Consider the following 21,077-nt stretch of genomic DNA (forward strand, 5'->3'; position numbering starts at 1 on the left):
GTCGGCGGGAAAATAGTAGAAGGGTTGCCCTTAAGCATCAAGAATGCAACCCTGGCTAATCGGCAGTAATTAAATCGCGATGCCCTTCATTTATCGTTCGTTAACTCTTGCAGGATCTTTCGGCCAGGCAAATTGCCGGGAAACATCTGCACCGATTGGCGATACATGGCGATGGCCTCCTTTCGTCGGCCAGTTTGCAGCAGAGCCTTTCCGTAACTATCATAGGTATTCCAACTCTGCGGATAAAGAAACGTCGCCAACTTGAGAACTTCCAGCGCAGCCGCGTCATGATGGTCCGCTAGAAGCTCCAAGCCCAGTTCGTTCAACTCTCGCTCGTCGGCAAAATAATGAGCAGTATCAACTTTGAGTTGGTTGAACAAGGTGGCAGCGGCATCCGGCCCTTCTTTGAGCAGGGTTCTTACATAAGGCAGGAAGAGTGACTGCTTGCCAGGTAGGTCTGCGGAAAAAAAAGAGGTTTGGTAGGCAAGATTCACCGTTTGCTTACAGGCGCTGCCGAAACCGATACTCTCCGCATTATCCAATAAGATGATGGTCCGATGGTGAGTCAGATCATGCCAAAAGAAGGTAAAGAAACCCGGTTCACGACCGGTGTGCATTACGATTCGGCCTAGTTGGGTATCTCTGGGCAAAAACCAGCCTAATCCATAATTTGCTGCACCAAATTCACCGCCAGGTGCGGCCAGGGTACCATCCGTTAGTTGATAGGGCGCAAAAGCCAGGTCCTGCATGCCTTTTTTCAGTAACTTGTGCTGATCCAGCGCTGTGGCATAGCTGGCTAAATCGCTGGTTGTACTGATAATGTTGGTGGGTCCGTAAAGCCCACGCAGATTATACGTCCATCGCCTGACTTTCCGGCTACTGCTGATCGGTTCCATATCACCCAGATAATGATGACGAACCAAATAACCCGTTGCATAATTAGTATCGTCAGACCGACTGCCCAGTAGATAGCTATGGTGCATACCCGCCGGGCGGAAAATATGCTGAGCCAAGTAATCGCCAAACCGTTCACCGCTTATTTTTTCGACCAACGTAGCCAATAAGGCATAGCCAATATTGCAATACCGCCATTGACTGCCGGGTAAGAACGCCAGAACTTTGTTGGATTGCTTCAAAGCCGGGATAATATCCTGGTTACTTACCTGTCGGGTTGAATCCTGATCCAGCAGGGGAAAGAATAATTCTTCCTTGTCGGGCAGACCTGAGGTATGGGATAGCAAGTGGTCAATCCGAACCTGAGGATAGGGGAAATCGGGGAAATAGGTTTGATACCGCTCATGAAGATCAAGTTTGTGCTGTTGAATCAGTTGCAAGACGGCCACGGCAGTAAACGTCTTGGAGATGGAGCCAATCTGGAAAGCGGATTGCACCGAGTGCTTTTTAGCTGTTTTTAAATTGGCCAGGCCCACGGCGTGTTGGTAAGTAGTTAGCCCCTCCTCCTGAATGAGTACATTCCCATTAAAAGCATGGGCTGTATCCAAACGATAAAACAAACTATCGAGGGCTTTGCTGGCCTGAGCATTAGATAGAATTGGGCGGACTAGCCAGGCAGTGATGAGCAGGAAGTAGTAAGTGATTTTCACAACAAAAAAGGATAGTGTTTCAGAATGATCATGGCACGCAGACGTATTTATTTGCTCTGTGTTGCCAGAGTTTTAAATCAGTGGAGCCACGAATACTTTAACTTTTGTAGAACAAATGTCTTGCCATGTAGCCGACTAATGATATCTACCTGATTATCAATTATTTTTTAGTATATTCTCAACAAAGTAGCGTCCAAAAACGGACAAGAAATGTATGTTTCCGGACATCCTATAGCGATAGCATCCCCTCAATTTTGTTGATCTCAATAAAACGTCTTAAAACCTCCGCCTGATAGGTAATCGGCGTGGGTTATGTCTACTGGGTAACTCCTATAAACCCTACCACTCACTTCCTTCTCATACAAAACCATCACGAATTTTTACGCTACTGAGCCTGGTCTCAACCGCAAAGACATTAAACTCATTATCAGAACATTATATACGATCAAACATCACTACTTCTCACTGATAATCTACTTTTATAAAAATAAACGATAGTCCAATTTTTTCCTGAAAGAGTATACCCATTGTACTCGTCGACGATCTCTTCTAAGCGTTTCATATAGTACATTCATTAACAAGGACCCTTCCAACGGCTAGTTGCTGAATCCGTATACGATCATGCGCTTAGTTAGCCCGAAAGAGTGTACTAAACCGCTGCGGTTTATGACCTGATCTGCCCGCCTATTTAGTATATATCGACCATGAACCCCCATTCTGAACACACATGAAAAAAGTAGCTTACCTTTTTTTTCTTTTTCTGACCGCCCGCACATTCTGTTTGGGCCAGGACGTTCATTCAGCCATTGTTCGGCAAACCCTCATCTTCCCGGCTCAGGATAAACACGTACATGGAAGTAGTATTGTCAGCCTGCCTAATGGTGATTTTCTGTCGGTATGGTTTTACGGCAGCGGTGAACGATCGGCCGATGATGTTAAGATTATGGGAGCTCGTTTGCGAAAAGGAGAAACCCAATGGAGCGCACCATTCGTAATGGCCGATACCCCCCATATTCCCGATTGCAACCCGGTACTGTTTCTGAATAGCCAGGGAAAGCTATTTCTGGTCTGGATTGCGGTCGAAGCCAATCAGTGGGAGTATTCCATACTTCGCTACAGAACCTCAACTGACTACACCAAAAGCGGTCCGCCCATCTGGAACTGGCAAGACAATATTCTGCTTAAACCCGGCGATACGTTTGCCCAGGAAGTTGAGAAAAAATTTAAAGATCTTACCAAAAACACCGCAGGCTGGGGTGGATACGCACCTAAGTACGATAACCTGATTATCGAAGCCAGCCATGATGTCGGCAAACGATCCATTGGCTGGATGACCCGGATCAAGCCCCTCCTACTAGGAAATAACCGGATCGTACTCCCACTTTACTCCGATGGTTTCAATTTTTCGCTCATGGCGATTTCTGACGATGACGGCACGAGCTGGAAGCCCAGTCTGCCGGTAGTGGGTCGAGGCCCTATTCAACCCGCACTGGCCCGCCGAAACGATGGTACCCTGGTGGCGTTCATGCGCGATAGTGGCGACGAACCTACCCGCGTTCATTACAGCGAATCGAAAGACAATGGCGAAAGCTGGACCGCTACCACTAAAACCGACATTCCCAATACGGCCAGTGTCGAGCTACTGGTATTAAAAGATGGCCGCTGGGCATTTCTGGGCAATGATATAGATGATGGACGCTACCAGCTCAGCCTGTACCTATCTGACGACGAGGGTAAAACCTGGAAATGGAAAACCCGCATTGAAGACCACAAGCCAGGTCAGGGAGGGTACTCGTATCCCTGTTTAATTCAAACCGCCGACGGGCTGCTCCACATGACGTATTCGCATCACGATGGTCGCGCTGATGGCAAATCCATCAAGTACGTAGTCGTGGATCCCAAACGGATTGGGAAGTAGCCGAATGGGCCATGCATAAAGTGAAATCGGGGCTCTTTGGCAATCAAAAACCTACTCATTCAAGATTAACCTCCTTTTGCGTCCAGACTTTTGCGAGCCCCTTGCACCTGCCCTCCTCAGCGACTATAATCTAATGGTTGCCAGACACGTACAGGCTATTAGTCGACGTCAAGGTTGTAAAAAAAGAAGCGCTTGAAATACGATGTCTATCCGTATTTCAAGCGCTTTATTGACCCGACAGTATTATAACGTCAGACTCCAGCCATCGCGATAGTCACGCTTCACAAACTGGTTAGCCAGATCGTAGTTCGTGATTTTCATATTCGGCGCATCGTAGTACAATTTCTTGCGACCATTGTAACGGTCCGCTGTCCGTTTGCCCGATGGATTATCACGAAGCATCCAGCTCCGAAGGGCCAGATTTCCGATCAGAATACTTTCCGTAAACGGAGCGGCATACTCAAATGGCGAACTCGTCGTCCCTTTTCCATACCCGGCGATGCAGGCATCTACCCATTGTAGGTAGTGATCTTCGTTCGGAACCCGTGGAATCGTTTCGGGAATAGTAAGCAGTTGGTTGTCTTTCAGGGGCAATAGCCGTGGGTTTGCACCGTAACAATCGGCCATTAATTTTCCTTTCGACCCGATGAACAATACGCCACCATCCGAATTACCGAAGCTTTCGCCCGGCAGCAGTTCTTCGGGGAGTTCGGGCAGAATACCTCCGTCGTACCAGCTTACTTTGATGTTGCCTTTGCTGTCTTTACGGGGATAATCGAGATGAATAGAGGTCGAAAAAGGGGTCCAATCAGGATTATCGTCTTGCGGGCGGAGGGTAAATGTCCAGGTTCCGGCTACGCTGCATTCGACCGAAGTGGGGTAGTCGATGGGTAGAATCCGAAACACGGGGTCCATAATGTGACAGGCCATATCGCCCAGAGCACCCGTTCCGTAAGGCCACCAGCCGCGCCAGTTCCAGGGCAGGTAGGCTTCATTGTACGGCACTTTTTTGGCTGGCCCGAGCCACAGATCGAAGTCCAGTTCTTTGGGCACCTCATACGTCTTATCGGTTGGGATAGCCTGCGGCCATACTGGGCGGTTGGTCCAGCAGAGCACTTTATGCACCTCGCCAATAATACCAGAATCGTAAATCTCCTTCATCCGGCGAACCCCATTGCCCGACCCGCCCTGGTTGCCCATTTGCGTGATCACTTTGTACTTTTTGGCCGCCTGTCCCAGAATCCGGGCTTCGTAAATATCGTGGGTCAGCGGCTTTTGCGTGTACACATGCTTGCCCAACTGCATAGCCGCCAGTGTTGCCACGGCGTGGGTGTTATCGGGCGTTGAAATCGAGCAGGCGTCAATGTGTTTATGCTCTTTGGAAAGCATTTCGCGGAAGTCCTTGTAATAGGTAGCTTTAGGAAAACGTTTACGCGAATCAACCGACTGCCGGTCATCAACATCGCATAGGGCTACAATATTTACGTTTGGACTAGCCGCAAACGAAGCCAGATCGCCTTTGCCTTTTCCGCCTACCCCAATTCCGGCAATATTGAGCTTATCGCTGGGCGCAACAAACCCTTTCCCGAGCACATGACGAGGAACAATAAAAAAGGAAGTAGCTGCCAACGACGATGTTTTCAAGAAATCACGACGACTGTTTGCCTGGGATGCCGTATTATTTTCTTCCATAATCAGGTATTAAAGTTAAAGCGTTTAGGAATAGTGAGCAGAACTCATTTGTAATCGACTCTGTATACATACTGATTTATAGCTTAATCGTACCTGCATCACGCTCATTTTTTATAACGCAGACCGCTCCTGTCCCCGCTAGGCTGGCCAGTATTCAGCTATTTTTCGACGGAGAAAGGCTACACTGCGTTCTAGTTGGGCCATGCCCTCGACGCCATCCTCGATACTGATCCAGCCATCAAAACCTACGCGTTTCAATTCCGTAAAAATGGCATCGTAATCGTTTAAGCCTTTGCCAATTTCGCCATGACTGAGCCGTTTGGCATATCCGGCAGCCCCACCCTCTTCGCGACGTAAATCTTCGATAGTGCCCTCAATTAAGTAGCGGTCGCTGGCGTGCATAGTCACCACCCGGTCTGACACCCGGTAGAGTAATTCCAGCGGGTCTTCACCAGCCAGATAGGTATTGCTGGGGTCGTAGTTGACGCCAAAATTTGGGTGGTGAATCCGATCGACAAGCATACAGAACACCTCCATTTTCTGGGCAAACTCAGGATAGGTCCAGAAATCGTCTTTGTAGTGATTTTCGAGAATCAGCGTAATACCCCGTTCCTGCGCATAAGGCAAACAGGCTTCAATGCATTCGGCGGCTAATGCCACCCCTTCTTCAATGGAAAGCTCCGGACGACGCTGACCCGACAATACCCGGCAGTACGAACCTCCCAGTATATACGTCATGTCGATCCAGCGCTTTTGCTTCTCAATTTCCTGCGCCCGGAAGGTGGGGTCAGGGTGCGTAAAATCGGGGGAACAGCACATCATCGGAATCACTTTCCCCTTCGCTTCTACCTGTTGGCGAAACTGGAGCCAGTTAGCTTCATCAGCCATTTCCAGAAACCCGGCATACCACTCCAGCCCGTCGATTTCTAATTGAGACGCTAACTCGATCCATTCCGAAACCGTCATGGTTCCATCTTTACAAAGCTGCTGCATAAATGCCTTCGGAAAGGCGGCTAATTGAGGCATAGATTTAAAGAGTAAATGAGTACTTGCATTGAGTGAATGAGTGAGTGAACGTAGCCATTACTTTTGCAATAGCTATTCGCTCAATCGCTAATTCACTCAATCACTCATTAATTTTTAGGTAAGTTTCGTCCAATAAACGGGAATTGCTCCAGATCGACCACCTGACCACTAATGGGGCCACTTTCATCGGCAAGCCAATACACGGCAGCCGCTGCCATTTCATTAGGCGTCAGCAAACGACCTGCCGGTGAGAGTTCTTCCGGCAACGAGGTATACCAGTTGTCGGGCATTCCCTGCTCGCGTTTTCGTTCGATTTCGCGCTCCGTCAATATCCAGCCGGGATTAATCTGATTGACCCGAACGCCATACTCCCGATGTAGCGAATCGCCCAGATTGCGGGTCATGGTCAGCAAAGCACCTTTCGAAATACTGTAGGCCATCAGACAGGGTTCGCCACTCCAGGCATTTACCGAACCAATATTCAATACACATCCCCTTCTTGCCTGCAAATGCGCCAAAGCGGCTTTAATCAAGGCGAAGGGAGCCAGTGTGTTCACATCCAGTACCTGACGAAACAAACTTAGGTCGGTAGTTTCGATGGTTGAGGAAGGGACCATCGCGGCATTGTTCACAATCGCATCCAGACGGCCAAAAGTTGCCAGTGCCAGCTCAACCAGATGCCGCGGGGCGTTTTCAGCCGTAATTTCTTCGATATGCAGTACGGCACGGTCCGCTCCCAACTCCGCTACGACAGCCTCACCCAACTCGCGTTCAAGGCCATGCACAACCACTCTGGCTCCCTCGGCCACGCAGCGCCGGGCAATGGCTTTACCAATACCCGTGCAACTACCCGTCACAATCACCACTTTATCCTGTAAGCGCATGCCTATACGGGTTTAAGCACACTTTTCACCACCTCGCCCCGGTGCATTTTTTCGAAGGCTTCGTGCCAGTCGGTAATGCTCCACACCCCACCGATAATGGGTTTTACATCCAGTTGACCACTGGCCAGCAACGCGATTACGCGCTCCCAGATCGGCCAGTTATGGCTGAAGCTTCCCTGAAGGGTCACGTTTTTCTGCACCAGCGGATCGAGCGAGAAGCCCAGCGGCTGCGGCCCCCACCCAACCTTGGTAATATGCCCATTGGGTCGTACCAGTTGCATGGCTATTTTCAGAGTGGCACTGGCTCCAGCCGCATCGATTACGCAATCGGCTCCGAGGCCATCAGCTTGCTTAGCCCATTCGGAAGCATCGCCCACAATACTCGTACAGCCATACTGCTCAGCGATGGATAGTCGGTACCGATCGGCTTCCAGACCAACTACGGCCACATCGGCCCCGCAAAGTTTGGCAACAGCCGCACACAGAATACCAATGGTGCCGGGCCCAAGGACCACTACTCTATCCCCAGGTTTCAGCCGTGTATTTTCAACTACCGCATTGAACGCCACACAGCAGGGCTCGGTTAAGCAAGCCTGCTCAAAGGCCAGTTGATCGGGCACATGGTGCAAACAGCGCGCTGGCACACGTACGTAGCGGGTCATGGCCCCATTGACTCCGTACCCAAATCCTTTACGAGTTGGGTCCAGATTGTAGAGCCCACGACGACTCATAGGGTTAGCCGGATCGATAACAGCCGCCGTTTCGCTGACAACCCGGTCGCCTTCGCGCCAACCCGACACGCGGCTACCCAACTCAACAATATGGCCGCCAAATTCATGACCCAGTACGACCGGGTAGTTGACTGGCCAGCTATGGTCAGCAGTCCACTGGTGTAAATCGCTGCCACAAACCCCCACATTAGCGACCTCAAGCAATACATCCTCTTCACCAATGGCGGGGCGGTCGAGTTCACGAATTTCAACGGAGCCTTTCTCCGGAGCATAATTTATTACCGCAGCAGATTTCATAAGATAAAGGAAAGGAATAGGCTATCGTATGTTGTGTACACTATTGGCCAACGGCCACGTCACCATAGGCATGAATGGCTCCGCAGATTAGCCGGAGCGAATCTTCCAGATTACCATTCGCGGTCTTAAACGCATCGGCATCTATCGTTAATGGAGCGCCCAGAACAACCAGTGGTGCCCCATATTCGGGACAACGAATGGCCTGTTCGAGCGTAAGGCCACCCACTGCCTGAACCGGAACCCGAACGGCCTGAACAACCTCCCGAAGCTGATCCAGCGGATTGGGCATATGCAAACCCTGAGCGGCAATACCTCGCCGTTCGTCATAACCAATATGGTGAATAATGTAATCGCAGCCCAGATCTTCGAGCCAACGGGCACCTGCTATCATATCAGGACATACCATATTGTCGCCCATGACTTTCACTCCGAAGTCATGTCCTGCTTTTACGACACATTTAATGGTTTCGGCGTGAGCCCGGGCCATAACCACCACATGAGTAGCTCCGGCTTTAGCCATCATTTCGGCTTCCAGGTATCCTCCATCCATTGTTTTCAGGTCGGCAACAATGGGCACCCCCGGAAAGGCTTCGCGCAGCTTACGTACGCCATGCAGACCTTCGGCCAGAATCAAAGGCGTACCCGCTTCGAGCCAGTCAACCCCTGCGCGAAGGGCCATAGAGGCTGTTTCAAGCGCTTCGTCAATATCGGTCAGGTCTAGAGAAATTTGAACAACTGGTTTCATGCAAACATGTAGAATGCATCCGCAAAATCGGGATGGCAAGTAGTGAGTTGAGCCCTAAATCGTGGATACTACCCACGAATAAGCTTGCCCTATACTACTTCTTTACATGAAATTCAGGCTATTGAAAATGTTACTTTCTTACAGAAAAGGCCGTGATCGGTTGAAGGCCACCCAACCCAGATACGCTGTGATCTAACCCCGCAGAAATACCCGCTTTCGTGGATCGACCAGATTGAGAAGGTTCTTTTTATACGCCCGCCCGATGGGGATGGCTTGCTGGTTGATCTGTACCGTCGAATCCAGTATCCGTTCGATATACTGTATATTGATAATATAGGCTTTTTGTACCTGTATAAACCGATCGGTCAAGTCAAGAGCTAATTTACGCAAGGATCGTTTCAACACATATTTCTGGTCAACTGTGTGGAGAATTGAATAATTACCCTCGCCCTTGATCCAGTAAATCTCCTCTAACGGTACATCTATACGTTGCCTGTGCTTATCGGTGATCGTAATGCTGTCGGTTGGCGCAATCAGCTTGCCTGATTGCTGAGAGAGTAAGATTTCAATGGCAGCCTTCAGGCTGAAAAGCTCAAACGGTTTGACCAGAAACCCGATATGGGGCATGGTGATCGCCCGTCTCAAATAATCATCTTTGGTGTAGGCCGTCTGGAAAATAACGGGCAAGTGCTTATAATTTTGCGTAAACAATGCCAACGATAAGCCATCGGGTAAGACAATATCGGCAATGACTAAGTCGGGCAGCTGCGCGTTGAGTTGCTGACTGGCCTCAGCAATCGAACCAGCCAGTCGAATCGTCGCCACGGGCAATTGGCTAAACATCGCCTGAAGACTAAACTGCCAAATGGGATCATCTTCAATGATGAGTACATTTAGTTTATTCATAGTTCATTACGACAAAGTCTTCTGAATCAATGACCACAACCGAAAAGCGTACGCACCGACACGTAGGCGTACTGATGCCCTTCTTTATTGCCGGGTACCAAAATCGGTCACCCAATAGTGTTTAAATGTACTTTTTGAATTATAGGAATACCCTACCCCGAGATTTCTATAATCGGGATTCATGATGTTTTGACAATGGATCGTCGAACTTAACCAGGCATCGACTACCGACCGGGCGGTCGGGTATCCGGCAGCAATATTTTCACCCGCCGAACTCCAAACATAGCCTTCGGTGGTCATGCGATCCCAGGGCTGGGAGCCATCCCGTCCGGTATGACTAAAGTAATTGTAGGTGGCCATATCCACCGCATATTTGTCTGAAGCCCCATTCAGCCGGGAATTCAGCGTCAGTAAGGTAACCGCCGGATATACGGTAGAGCCACATAGACACGTTTGCGACCGGGCCTGATTTACATACGTCAGCACTTCCAACTGTAAGGCCATTGTGGCATCCCGGGCACCTGAGTGGTCGGGTTCGGCAGTCGTTGATGTGCCTACGCCCTCCTTTTTAATATGCACCGATGAGGTAACCCGGCCCGTAACGTCCTTTATGGCGAGTTCAGACTGGCAGGCAATAAGGCCCACTATCAAAAAAAGAAGGCCAGCTACGTAATAGTTTCTCATAGTAGGCAGATTTAACAGGTAAGCAACAAACACCGAACAAGCAGGACGACTCAGCTATCGAGCCTATAACTAATTGATAATCATTTTATTCACTACCTTATTAAATATCACTTTATGTGCCAAAATATATTTTTTTGTATATAAAATAATAAATAATTTTCAACTGTTCTTAAACTAGTCTCTATTGGTTCGTTAGGCCACACATCCCCCATAAAGCCGTAGCCCAATCGGAAGCGAAAGAGCGAAAACCGGAACCGACTTTCGCTCTTCCATCCTTTCCGGCTTTACCTTAGAAATACCTCGGCGTCAGGATTCGGTTCTTGCCGAAACCAAACTCATACCGAATCATGATCTCGTGCGAACTCGGAGCCACACTCTGCAANCCGTTCATCGTCCGGTCATACGCATACCCGAACCGGAACTGGTCCGTCAACTGTACCTCCAGCATCCCTACCACCGCATCCGTCGTGAACGTCGACCAGGTCGAAAACTGATTCCGGCGAATCGAGGCCCCAATCGCGATCCGGTCCGCAAACCAGAAGTTGACGTTCCCGTCGAAGCCCAACGGAGCCCCTTCCGCATACTTNACCAGCATCGAAGGCTTCATCTTCACCACCGGNCTGAGACCCACCACAAAACCGGCCGCCAGATACGCATGACGGGCCTGCACCGATCGGTAATCCCCTACATTGTACTCACTCAGCCGATTCTTGATCAGCCGGGGCACCGACAAACCCAGATATGCCTTGTCGTTGCTGAGGTAGATCCCCGTTCCGAAGTTGGGCAGTATCTTGGAAATGTTGCTGGCAAAGGCCGGATCGATCTGGTTGTCGGGCGAGGTACGCACCTCCAGCAGGTTGGCCTGATAGCTCGAAGCCCCTGCCTGCAAACCCAACGCCAATGTGCTTTTACGACCCACCTTAATGCGAAATGCGTAGGAGGCAAACGCGCCGGCTTCCTGAATCACCCCGGCCTTGTCGCCGTAGAGTTGCAGNCCCACCCCNACCCGTTCNTGNTTCAGGGGCATGTCGGCCGTGAAGGTCGCTGTCTGGGGTGCCCCTTCGACGCCCGTCCACTGGTTGCGGTACAGCGCCGACATACTCAGTACATCCCGNCTNCCGGCATAGGCCGGATTCAGAGCCATCATGTTGAACATGTACTGAGAGAACATCTTGTCCTGCTGAGCCCGCACGGGGCGGCTGCNGATGCCCAGCATCAGCAGCNCNANNCCNGCGGCCCAAAGTTTANTTNNAAACTGGTTTGCCATCCGAATTAGCGGTTAATAGTCATGTATCGAACAAACTTGCGGCCATCGCTCAGGTTGACTACGTAGTAGTAGGTGCCATCGGGTACGCCGTTGGAGTCGGCCGAGCTGAGCACGATGCCCGTGTTTGGCTTGCCATCCCAGTCGTTTTGGTAATCCTCGTTCTGGTAAACCAGATTACCCCAGCGGTTGTAGACCTGTAGACTCACCGTTAAGCCATTGAGACCCCGAATCACGAACCGATCGTTGATGCCATCGCCGTTGGGTGAGAAGCCCTGCGGGATGAATATCGCCTGATAGGTTGGCAGCAGGGTAAGCGTAGTGGCTTCCCGCTCATTGGTATCGGTCGGATCACCGTTGCCGTTGAGGTCAGGATTCAACCCACTCGTAGATACGTCGCTCACCGTTCCCCCCGTATACTGAGCCAGACCGTAGGCCGAATTGAGGAATGTTGTCGTTGACCCATCGGAGATGACGTTGATCACCAATCGAATCGTATCGACTTTACCCACGGCCAGCGAACTGGTGCTGTCGCCCAGCACGATTACCGGATCGGATACCCCGTTGTAGTTCGGGTTGAGCTTGAGGGCGCTCCCCGTTGAGGTAATGAACGGTGCTTTCACCAGGGTAAAGATCGAGCCTGTCTGGCTGTTGAACACCTTCGAGAGCGTATCGGTAATCAGCACATTTTTCAACGGATCAGGTCCGTAGGCTTTCACCACGATCTGATAGGTGACGTTGTAGCTGCCATCAGCCTGACGAACCGTATCGGCCACGGCCATAGCCAGACCAATGTGGGCATCCGTCGCCAGCCCATTGAGCGACACCGGCGTCGACTGGCTGTTGTTGCGTGGATCCAGGTCATTGTCTGGGTCAGCGTTTGTACCCGCCGTCGACGTATCGGCGACCATCTGGTTGTCAGCCGTCAAGGCGGTACCATAGGCCGTGTTGTAGAACGTCAGCGACGCCGATTGGACAGGTGCGTTGCGCACATCGACCCGAACGGTGAAGCTCAGCGTGGCTTTCGCCCCTACCGCCAGCGTACTGGCCGAATCCACCAGCATTTTGGTGATCAAGCCCTGGCCGGTATACAGCGTGTCTACCGTGAGGGTTCCCGTACTTGACACCCGAATCCGGTTTCTGGCCACCAGGGCACCACTACCGAACGTCTGGGAGAGGTTGTCAATCACCTGCACCTGTTTGAGGGCCACACGACCCATGTTGGTCAGGGTGATGGTGTACGGAATGTCGTAGATCCCTTTCTGAACCATCGTTGGTGTACCCGCCGAGTTGCTGATGCCCAGCAGACCCTGCGGCAGATCGAAGCGAACCGTCGTCGCTACCGTGCCATCGGCCACCGGATCAACCCCATTGTTGGAGATGTCGTGGGCGGTCTGGGTGGCATCGGGCGTGGTTCCCGTTACGGTAGCACTGGAGTAGAACGGTCCGCTGTTGCCATTGGGTTTCACGTTCACCACAAACACCACCGTATCCTGCACACCTGCGGCCAGCGTACTGGCGCCCGTCAACAGGTCGGTTTGGGTATGGCCGTTGAAGTCGGCATTGGCCACCAGCGTGCTGCCAGCCCCCACCATCGGACCACGCACAACGCTGTACGAAGCGGGTGCCATAAAGCTCTGGCTCAGACTATCGACCAGGCTCAGGCCCTGTAGGTCAATACTACCCGTGTTTCGGATCGTACCCTTATAGGTCACGTTGTAGGAGCCATCGGGTTGCGACGCTACGTTGACAACACTCAGCGCCAGGCCCAGACCCGCCGTGCCGGTTTGCGACATCGGCGCACTGGCCGTATCGCGTACCGTCACACTGGAACTGTTGTTGGTCAGATTCGGATCAACATTGTCCAGATAGGTAATCTCGGCTTTGTTGACAATATCCTCCCCTTTCTTGACGATCCGGGCGCTGAACACGATCTGGGCGGAAGCCCCGGCTTTCAGGCTGTCGATCCGTTTGGTAATCACCCCATTGACGAAGTTGTAACCCGCCGAGGGCAACAGTTGCAGACCAGCTGGAAGTACATCCCGCACATCCACGTTGTAGGCCGTATGTGGACCCGCATTGCTCACCGTCAGGGTATAGGTCACGGGCGAACCATTGGCCATTGTCCGATTCACGGTTTTGGCAATGCGTACATCCGAACGCAGCGTATCAGTGGCACAATTGAATACGCGTACCACCACTTTGGCCGGGTGGCTCACGCAGCCCTGAGCCGTTTTCTCCACTATCCAGTAGGTACCTTCACAAACCGAATCCGGACGAATCACGATGTTGGACGTGTTGCATTCACAGATCCGATAGATGTAGCTACTACCCACCGTAGTGGCAGACAGAGCCTGGGTCAGATCGACAATTTTCGAGGGGCAGGTGTTCCGCAGGTTATGCACCAGCGGGGGTAACACAGGATCGGCTACTTTCACCGTTACCTCAGCCGATTTGACCGAGATACACCCTTTATCATCCAGAACCTGCACACTATATACGCCACTTTGCTTGACGACGATGCTCCGGCTGACCGCCCCGGTATTCCAGCGGTAGCTCGATGCCTCGGACGATTTCAGGATCACCGAATCGCCAGCACAAAGCTGGGTAGCCCCCACGACTGTGATCGTTGGCTGGGTTTTGACCCCATTGAAGGTCAGCACCATCTGATCGGTAGCCACCGGACAGTTTACGTTGGACGTACTCACCGCCAGGGTTAGCGTTACCGCACCGGTCTGCACGTCTTCCGCACTGGCGGTATAGATCGCACTCAGTGAATACGGGTTATCGAAGCGACCACTACCACTGGTGGTCCAGTGGGCGGTTTTACCACCGCCCCCCTGAACGCCACGCAGTTGATAACTCGTTGTCGAACATACATTCGCATCGGCACCCGCATCGGCCGTCGCCGGATTCACACCATCGCAGGGCGAAGGCTCGGTACAGGTCGTAATCTGTACATGAATCACCGCTGGCAGGCTTGTGCAGCCCGTTACGGTCCGCTCGATGACGTAGTACGTACCCGCCCCAACCGCAGCCGGATTGGCTACTTTGGTCGTCAGGGCCGCATCGGTATAGTATTCGAACATACCGCCCGTTGTGGTTACCTGGCTAGTCACTCCTGTCGACAGATCGACCGTCGTTATTGGGCAGGTGTTGGTTTTATCCACCACCGTTGGCACCGTTACTTTGGGCAGAACCGTCAGCGTGATTCCAGCAGAAGCATCGCTCCGGCAGGTACCCGCTCCACAGTAGGCCGTGTAGGTTTCGGTGCTGGCTGGCGAAACGGTAATCGACGAGCCCGTCATGTTGTTCGACCAGATCACAGCCGCCGTAGCCGGGCAACCCGTAGCGACCAGCGTTACCGGACTGCCATAGCAAACCGTGGTGCTACCACTACCCTGAACCGAGAGTGTCGGTGCCGATGGTTTACCCACATGGACCGTGGCCGATGCCGACCATTCGCCTTCGCAGGTACTCAGTTTGCACTTCACCCGGTAGGTAACGTCCGCGTTCGGGGTTACCGTCAGGATAGCGCCCGTTGTCGAGCCGTCCGACCACAGGTAGCCACCCTCCGCACAGCCGGTCGCGGTCAGCGACACCGTTTCACCCAGGCAAATCGATGGCGTACTCACAATCACCGGAACGGCTGGGCTACCCAGGCTGATGCGAACCGGAGCCGATGGGCTGCTGGCACATCCGTCCACCTCGCAAATGGCCGTCAGGGTTCGTTCGCTGTAGACTGTTGTTTGGTAAACAGCCCCTTCTTTGCCATCCGACCACTTCACATTACCGCTACAGCCGGTAGCCGTCAGCGATACCATACCGCCGTTGCAAACGGTTAGGGCATTGGTCGACAGCGTTGGCGCATTCACGGTGCTTACGGTTAGTTTGGCTCCCGTTGCATCGAAGGCCGCGCACTTGCCGCTGATCAGTTGCTGCACATCCGTGGTCCGGCTCAGGCCCGGCTTAATATCGGCCAGGTTGAGATAAGCCGCGTCACCCGATGTGGCGTTGTACACCAGCGTATGGATCGAGTAATGAGCAGCCGCCGAGGGCACACTGAACTGCGGTGTCGCTGCCAGTTGCTGGACGAGGCCATCTTTGGCCAGCAGGTAGACAACCGAATAGCCACTGGGCTGTACCAGGCCGCCACTGAGCGTAGCCGCTACGGCTACAGTCGCGTTGCTGGCTCCGCATACGGTAGCGTTAACGGGGGTCAAGCCACCTGCTTTCACCACACAGTTGCCCGGATTAACGACGATCGTTATCGACGGATCGCTCAGACAAGTCCGGTATTTACACTGGGCCGAATAGGTCTGAGTGCCTTCCGGCCGGACCACGATCGAGGTTCCCGTGTTGTTGCCGTGGATGTCGGCCGCCGACCAGATTACCGTACCGGGGCAGCCACTGGCTGTTAGGGTTACGGTTCCACCCGCTTCGACCACCGTTGTCGATGCGGTAATCGTGGGCTCAGCCACAGGCACCACCGTAATCACATACGACTTCGAAGTTGGACTCGTACAGCCGTTCAGCGTACAGTACACCGTGTAACCCGTCGTTACCGTTGGTCGAACGATAATGCTGGAGGTGGTTTCGCCCGTGCTCCAGTGCGGGGTACCCTGACAGTTCTGCGCGGTCAGCGTTACTTCTTCACCTGCGCAGATCGAATCGGTACTGCAAACAGCGACTGGGGTTTGCATCGTCGTTACGGTTACCGTAATCACGTTCGATTTACCAGTGCCACACTGACTGGCATCTTTACAGAGCGCATAGAACTCATGATTGGCCTGGGTGGCTGTCATGGAGACAATAGCCCCTGTTTGACCATCCGACCAGATCACGGTGCCACTGCTGCAACCCGTCGCGGTCAGACTAACCACGCCACTGCCACATACCTGCTGCGTCGAGGCTGTCACCACCGGAACGGTTCCCAGACCGGTATTGACCACTACGTTCACCGTATTGGAAGCCGCGCTCTCGCACGTACCCACTCGACAGGTCGCGTAGTAGGTGGTCGTAGCCGTCGGATAGATGTCGATACTCGACCCCATCCGGTTGATGCCATACCAGGTTACCGTACCGTTGCAGCCCGTTGCGGTCAGGGTTACTTTCTCCCCACTGCAAATTGCGTCGCGGCTGGCAGTAATGGTTGGCGCTGCGGTTGGAGCCAGGTTAATCGAAATCACATTCGATGAGCCACTGCTACACTGCGCTGCGGTCTGGCAAATCGCCGAGAAGTCGTGGGATGCAGCCGTCGGGGTCACCGACACGACCGAACCCATCTGACCATCCGACCATTTCACCGTACCGCTGCAGCCCGTGGCACTCAAACTCACCACGCTACCCGAGCAAACCGTCAGACTCGAGGCCGTAATGACCGGAGCTGTAGCAGCTGGGTTAACCACCACCGTTACTTTGCTGGACAGTGCACTTTCGCAGGCGCCCACACTACAGGTTGCCTGGTAGTCGGTGGTCATTTGCGGACTCACCTGGATGGTAGCCCCACTCTGACCATTCGACCACTTGACGGTTCCATTGCAACCACTGGCGGTCAGGGTTACCGACTCCCCAGCGCAAACCGATGTACGGCTGGCTACGATCGTCGGGGTTACCGGCTGGGCCACGCTGATGGTGATCACGTTGGATTTGGCACTGCCACAGGCCACACCGCTGGTGGGCACACACAGGGCATAGAACTCCCGGTTGGTGGCGGTCGGACGGACCGTTACTACGGCGCCCGTCTGTCCATCAGACCAGGTCACGTTTCCATTGCAACCCGTCGCCGTCAGGCTTACGACCCCAGAGTCACACACCTGAGTCGTCGAAGCTGTTACCACAGGGGCCGTAGCCGACGAGGTGGTCACGGTTATACGAACCGTGTTGGAGGCACTGCTTTCGCAGGTACCCTGCTTACAGGTCGCATAGTATTCTTTACTTTCGGTTGGGTAGATGGTAATCACCGAACCCACACGAGACACACCGTGCCAGATGACAGTGCCATTGCAGCCACTGGCCGTCAGCGAGACGGGTGAACCACTGCAGAGCATCGTCTGACTTACTTTCACAATCGGAGCCTGCGGATTGACAACCGCAATGGCAACGGCAGACGATTGATCGCTCAGGCAAGCCCGGAATTTACACTGGGCATAGTAGCTGATGTTGGCGGTTGGCGTAACGGTGATGCTGGTTCCCGTCTGACCGGTCGACCACAGAACACTACCATTACAACCATTGGCGGTCAGTACCACCGAGCCCCCCAGGCAAACCGTATCGGCACTGGCCGAAAGGGTTGGCACAACCGGAGTCACCACGGCAATGGTGTATACGTTCGAGGACTTGCTGGTGCAGGCTCCATTCTTACAGTATACCCAGTAGCGGTTGCTGCTGGCGGTTGGCGTTACCACGATGCTGGTGGTCGTTTCTGTCGTGCTGTTCCAGATCGGCGTACCTACGCAGTTCTCGGCCGTCAGCGTTACCGTTTCACCGGGGCAGACAATCGTCGTACTACAGGTAACCGTTGGCGTTGGCAGATCCGTATCCACATTGATGGTGATCAACGCCGGAGCACTCAGACAGCTATTCATCCGGCACTGCGCCGTATAGGTCGTTTTGCCGTAAGGCGTCACCACAATCGAGCGACCCGTCTGGGTTTGTTCCGACCAGATCACGGTACCGGCTTCACAACCCGTAGCGGTCAGCGTCACCGACGTACCGGGGCAGACATGGTCTACACTGGCACTCAGCGTCGGAGTCGGCACATCCAGTACCGTAATGGTAATGGCATTAGAGGCCGGACTCACACAGGAGCCTACCACACAACTGGCCGTATAGGTCGTGGTTACACTCGGTGTAGCTACGATGGTAGCGCCCGACTGGCCATTCGACCAGCGGATCGTACCCGCTTCACAACCCCGGGTGCTGAGTACTGTCGAGCCACCTTTACAAATCTCGGTAATGGCACAGGTCACCACAGGAGGTTCAACCTGGCATCCACAATTGGCAACCCCCACCGTCACGGTCTGATCCTTATAGCAGCCCGCACCGTTGTAGATGCGTACGGTATAGGACTGACCACCTGTCAGATTCGAAGCCAGAACACCACTCATCGGCACGGCCTGAAGGGCTGGGCTGGTCAGGGTGAAACTGGTACCGGCACTGATGGCATAGCGGTACGCGCTGGCGGTACCAGCCAGTCCGCTGATGGTCAGCGTACCGTTGGTCATCGGCTGGCCGCTGTTGCAGGTCGGAGCCTGCGTGGCCAGCGTAAAGGTTACGCCCGCTTCTTCTTCGACCACAATGGGGCAACAGGCGCCATTGGGACACTGCCCACCGTTGACCTGAACGGTAAACTCACCGTACTGGCCTGCTGTGTAGGTTCGGCTGGTAGCCCCTGTAATGGCCACCCCATTGCGGTACCACTGGTAGCTACCATAACCCGCTGGAGCTGACATGGCTACCTGGATGGGCGCACCCTGACAAACCTTCACCGGAACCGTAGTGCACACCGTAGCGGTATCTCCGGGGATCGCTGCCGTATTGTAAACGACACCCACCTGAGTCAGGCTAGCCGAGAAGGTCATCGTAGCCGTAGCGCCAGCCGCCAGGCTGGGCACCGTCCAGATGCCGACCGGGCTGGTAGCCGCGTAGCTACCCAGGCTGGTGGTGATCGAGCCGGGCACCAGGGCCAGACCCGCACTCATTGACTCCTGAACCTCTACATTGGTAGCCGTTCCCGTGCCTTTATTGGTCAGTGTGAGGGTATACGTTACCACGTCACCCAGACCAGCCCGGGTTTTGTTGACCTGTTTGGTCAGATCCAGCAACGGTTGCGGAGTTTGTCCACAAACCCTACCCGGGATGGTCACCACTTTATCGCCACAGCCCGGTGTACTCACCGTCAGGCTGAGCGGCACACCCGAAGGCACACCATAGATCCAGTGGCCGTTGGCATAGCCCTGACTCACCCGTACCGTGGCCCCGCTGGTCACCGTATAGTTCAGATAATAGGTTGTTGTGCCTTTATCGTCACAAATCGGTCCGCTCAGGCTAATGGCCGGATTTTCACAGGCGCTGGTACACGATGCCGGTGCCATCACCGTCAGGCGCGTCACACAGGCTCCATCGGTGGCCGAGAGTACCAGGTTGGTACCCAGCGGAATATCGACGACACTATTGCCCGAAATCCGTCCGGCATTGGCCTGTACACTGGCCTGCTCCACAGTAAAGTTGACGGTGTAGTATCCATTACCCTGACAGATGGGCTGCCCCACGGTCAGATTAGGCTGGGTACAGGCTGGGCTGGTCGGACACGAGGCCGGACTATCAACGGTGATGAGCTGGAAGCAGCCTTCTCCATTGCTGGCCGTAATGCTCACCGGCGTACCCACCTGAATACCACTAATGAGTCCAGTCGACAGGTTGAGCGAACCACTGCTGGCCCGCACATTCGCCGTACTGCTGTAGAGGCTCACGCTGTAGGTGCCGTTAGCTGGGTTACATACCGGACTACCCGCCGTTAACACAGGTTTTTCACAAGCTGGCGTCACGTTGATACCCTCACCATCGCTGTCATCTTCATCCTGCGAGGGGTTGTGCTTGTGATCCCCGCTGATGTCATCGTTGATCGGCGTACCGTCGTTGGTCGGATTGTTGTCCGGATCCGAGTCCTTGTCAGGCAGATTCTGCCCATTCCCCGCACTGCTGATCTCAGCCGTGTTGGTAATGCTGCCCGTTACACCCGAACCCACCGTGAAGGTGATGTTACGGCTCACACTCTGACCCGCTGGCAGACTGGCAATCACGCTGTTGAGCGTTGCCTGACCGTTGCTGGCACTCCAGCCCGCATCGTTCAGCGTCAGCCCAGCCGGGATGTAATCCGTCACCTGCACGTTAGTCGCATCCACGTTACCCTGGTTGTAGACCGTCACCGTGAAGGTCACGCTGCTACCCGCCGTCACATTGGCCGACTGACCAGCCGCCAGCGTTTTCCTCAATGCCAGGTCGAACACGGGCGTGCTGCATCCGGTCGGCGTGTTCAGAATCGCCACCGGCGAGGCCACACAACCAGCCGCATCCTTGATGGTGAGCATATACGTACCCCCACTCAAGTTATTGATACTAGCGGCCGTACTGCCGTTGCTCCACGTATAACTATACGGCGAGGTGCCCCCGCTGATGCTCACCAGACTCACACTGCCCCCGTTCACACTCGTGCAGGTGGGCTGAGTCGGCTGGAAGACGGCCGCAATCTCGCTGGGCTGACTGATGGTGAAGCTCTGTACCGCCATACACCCGTTGGCATCCCGAGCCGTTACCGTATACAC

11 protein-coding genes are annotated in these 21,077 nt (G+C 53.6%); 1 reads left to right on the forward strand and 10 read right to left on the reverse strand.

The genetic code is table 11. From position 1 onward, the window contains the following. Positions 1 to 86 precede the first annotated feature (86 nt). The gene (locus B153_RS0126850; RefSeq protein WP_020599848.1) at positions 87 to 1,604 is read right to left on the reverse strand and encodes a serine hydrolase domain-containing protein; all 1,518 of its coding nucleotides are present in this window, start codon (positions 1,602 to 1,604) and stop codon (positions 87 to 89) included. A gap of 727 nt (positions 1,605 to 2,331) precedes the next feature. On the opposite strand from B153_RS0126850, the gene B153_RS0126855 reads away from it, so the two are divergent. After that, complete coding sequence (locus tag B153_RS0126855; RefSeq protein WP_020599849.1) at positions 2,332 to 3,522, forward strand: sialidase family protein; 1,191 nt, start codon at positions 2,332 to 2,334, stop codon at positions 3,520 to 3,522. Between the two features lie 243 nt (positions 3,523 to 3,765). On the opposite strand, the gene B153_RS0126860 is transcribed toward B153_RS0126855, so the two are convergent. From B153_RS0126860 to B153_RS35975, 9 genes are all read right to left on the reverse strand, one after another. Further along, on the reverse strand, positions 3,766 to 5,214 hold the full coding sequence (locus tag B153_RS0126860) for a Gfo/Idh/MocA family protein (RefSeq protein WP_020599850.1): 1,449 nt from the start codon (positions 5,212 to 5,214) through the stop codon (positions 3,766 to 3,768). A gap of 138 nt (positions 5,215 to 5,352) precedes the next feature. Next, complete coding sequence (locus tag B153_RS0126865) at positions 5,353 to 6,240, reverse strand: sugar phosphate isomerase/epimerase family protein (RefSeq protein ID WP_020599851.1); 888 nt, start codon at positions 6,238 to 6,240, stop codon at positions 5,353 to 5,355. Positions 6,241 to 6,347: 107 nt separating this feature from the next. After that, complete coding sequence (locus tag B153_RS0126870) at positions 6,348 to 7,124, reverse strand: SDR family NAD(P)-dependent oxidoreductase (protein WP_020599852.1); 777 nt, start codon at positions 7,122 to 7,124, stop codon at positions 6,348 to 6,350. A gap of 2 nt (positions 7,125 to 7,126) precedes the next feature. Continuing rightward, the gene (locus tag B153_RS0126875; protein WP_020599853.1) at positions 7,127 to 8,152 is read right to left on the reverse strand and encodes a zinc-binding dehydrogenase; all 1,026 of its coding nucleotides are present in this window, start codon (positions 8,150 to 8,152) and stop codon (positions 7,127 to 7,129) included. 40 nt (positions 8,153 to 8,192) lie between these two features. Next, positions 8,193 to 8,897 carry an orotidine 5'-phosphate decarboxylase / HUMPS family protein gene (locus B153_RS0126880; protein ID WP_020599854.1) on the reverse strand — a complete coding sequence of 235 codons (705 nt, stop codon included), beginning with the start codon at positions 8,895 to 8,897 and terminating at the stop codon, positions 8,193 to 8,195. Positions 8,898 to 9,089: 192 nt separating this feature from the next. After that, on the reverse strand, positions 9,090 to 9,803 hold the full coding sequence (locus B153_RS0126885) for a LytR/AlgR family response regulator transcription factor (protein ID WP_020599855.1): 714 nt from the start codon (positions 9,801 to 9,803) through the stop codon (positions 9,090 to 9,092). An 84-nt stretch (positions 9,804 to 9,887) separates the two neighbouring features. Next, positions 9,888 to 10,487, reverse strand: coding sequence for a CAP domain-containing protein (locus tag B153_RS0126890; protein ID WP_020599856.1), 600 nt, complete (start codon positions 10,485 to 10,487; stop codon positions 9,888 to 9,890). Positions 10,488 to 10,776: 289 nt separating this feature from the next. Further along, positions 10,777 to 11,754 (reverse strand): PorP/SprF family type IX secretion system membrane protein, encoded by a 978-nt coding sequence (locus B153_RS0126895; RefSeq protein ID WP_020599857.1) that lies wholly within the window; start codon positions 11,752 to 11,754, stop codon positions 10,777 to 10,779. A 5-nt stretch (positions 11,755 to 11,759) separates the two neighbouring features. Beyond that, complete coding sequence (locus B153_RS35975; protein WP_211221716.1) at positions 11,760 to 21,041, reverse strand: T9SS type B sorting domain-containing protein; 9,282 nt, start codon at positions 21,039 to 21,041, stop codon at positions 11,760 to 11,762. Positions 21,042 to 21,077: the final 36 nt, after the last annotated feature.

This window comes from Spirosoma panaciterrae DSM 21099, from assembly GCF_000374025.1.
GTDB lineage: Bacteria > Bacteroidota > Bacteroidia > Cytophagales > Spirosomataceae > Spirosoma > Spirosoma panaciterrae.

What these genes read in the sequence shown, in the direction of transcription:
- B153_RS0126875 (WP_020599853.1), bottom strand. Translation starts at nt 8,152, where the DNA reads ATGAAATCTGCTGCGGTAATAAATTATGCTCCGGAGAAAGGCTCCGTT.
- B153_RS0126890 (WP_020599856.1), bottom strand. Translation starts at nt 10,487, where the DNA reads ATGAGAAACTATTACGTAGCTGGCCTTCTTTTTTTGATAGTGGGCCTT.
- B153_RS0126880 (WP_020599854.1), bottom strand. Translation starts at nt 8,897, where the DNA reads ATGAAACCAGTTGTTCAAATTTCTCTAGACCTGACCGATATTGACGAA.
- B153_RS0126885 (WP_020599855.1), bottom strand. Translation starts at nt 9,803, where the DNA reads ATGAATAAACTAAATGTACTCATCATTGAAGATGATCCCATTTGGCAG.
- B153_RS0126855 (WP_020599849.1), top strand. Translation starts at nt 2,332, where the DNA reads ATGAAAAAAGTAGCTTACCTTTTTTTTCTTTTTCTGACCGCCCGCACA.
- B153_RS0126870 (WP_020599852.1), bottom strand. Translation starts at nt 7,124, where the DNA reads ATGCGCTTACAGGATAAAGTGGTGATTGTGACGGGTAGTTGCACGGGT.
- B153_RS0126865 (WP_020599851.1), bottom strand. Translation starts at nt 6,240, where the DNA reads ATGCCTCAATTAGCCGCCTTTCCGAAGGCATTTATGCAGCAGCTTTGT.
- B153_RS35975 (WP_211221716.1), bottom strand. Translation starts at nt 21,041, where the DNA reads ATGGCGGTACAGAGCTTCACCATCAGTCAGCCCAGCGAGATTGCGGCC.
- B153_RS0126860 (WP_020599850.1), bottom strand. Translation starts at nt 5,214, where the DNA reads ATGGAAGAAAATAATACGGCATCCCAGGCAAACAGTCGTCGTGATTTC.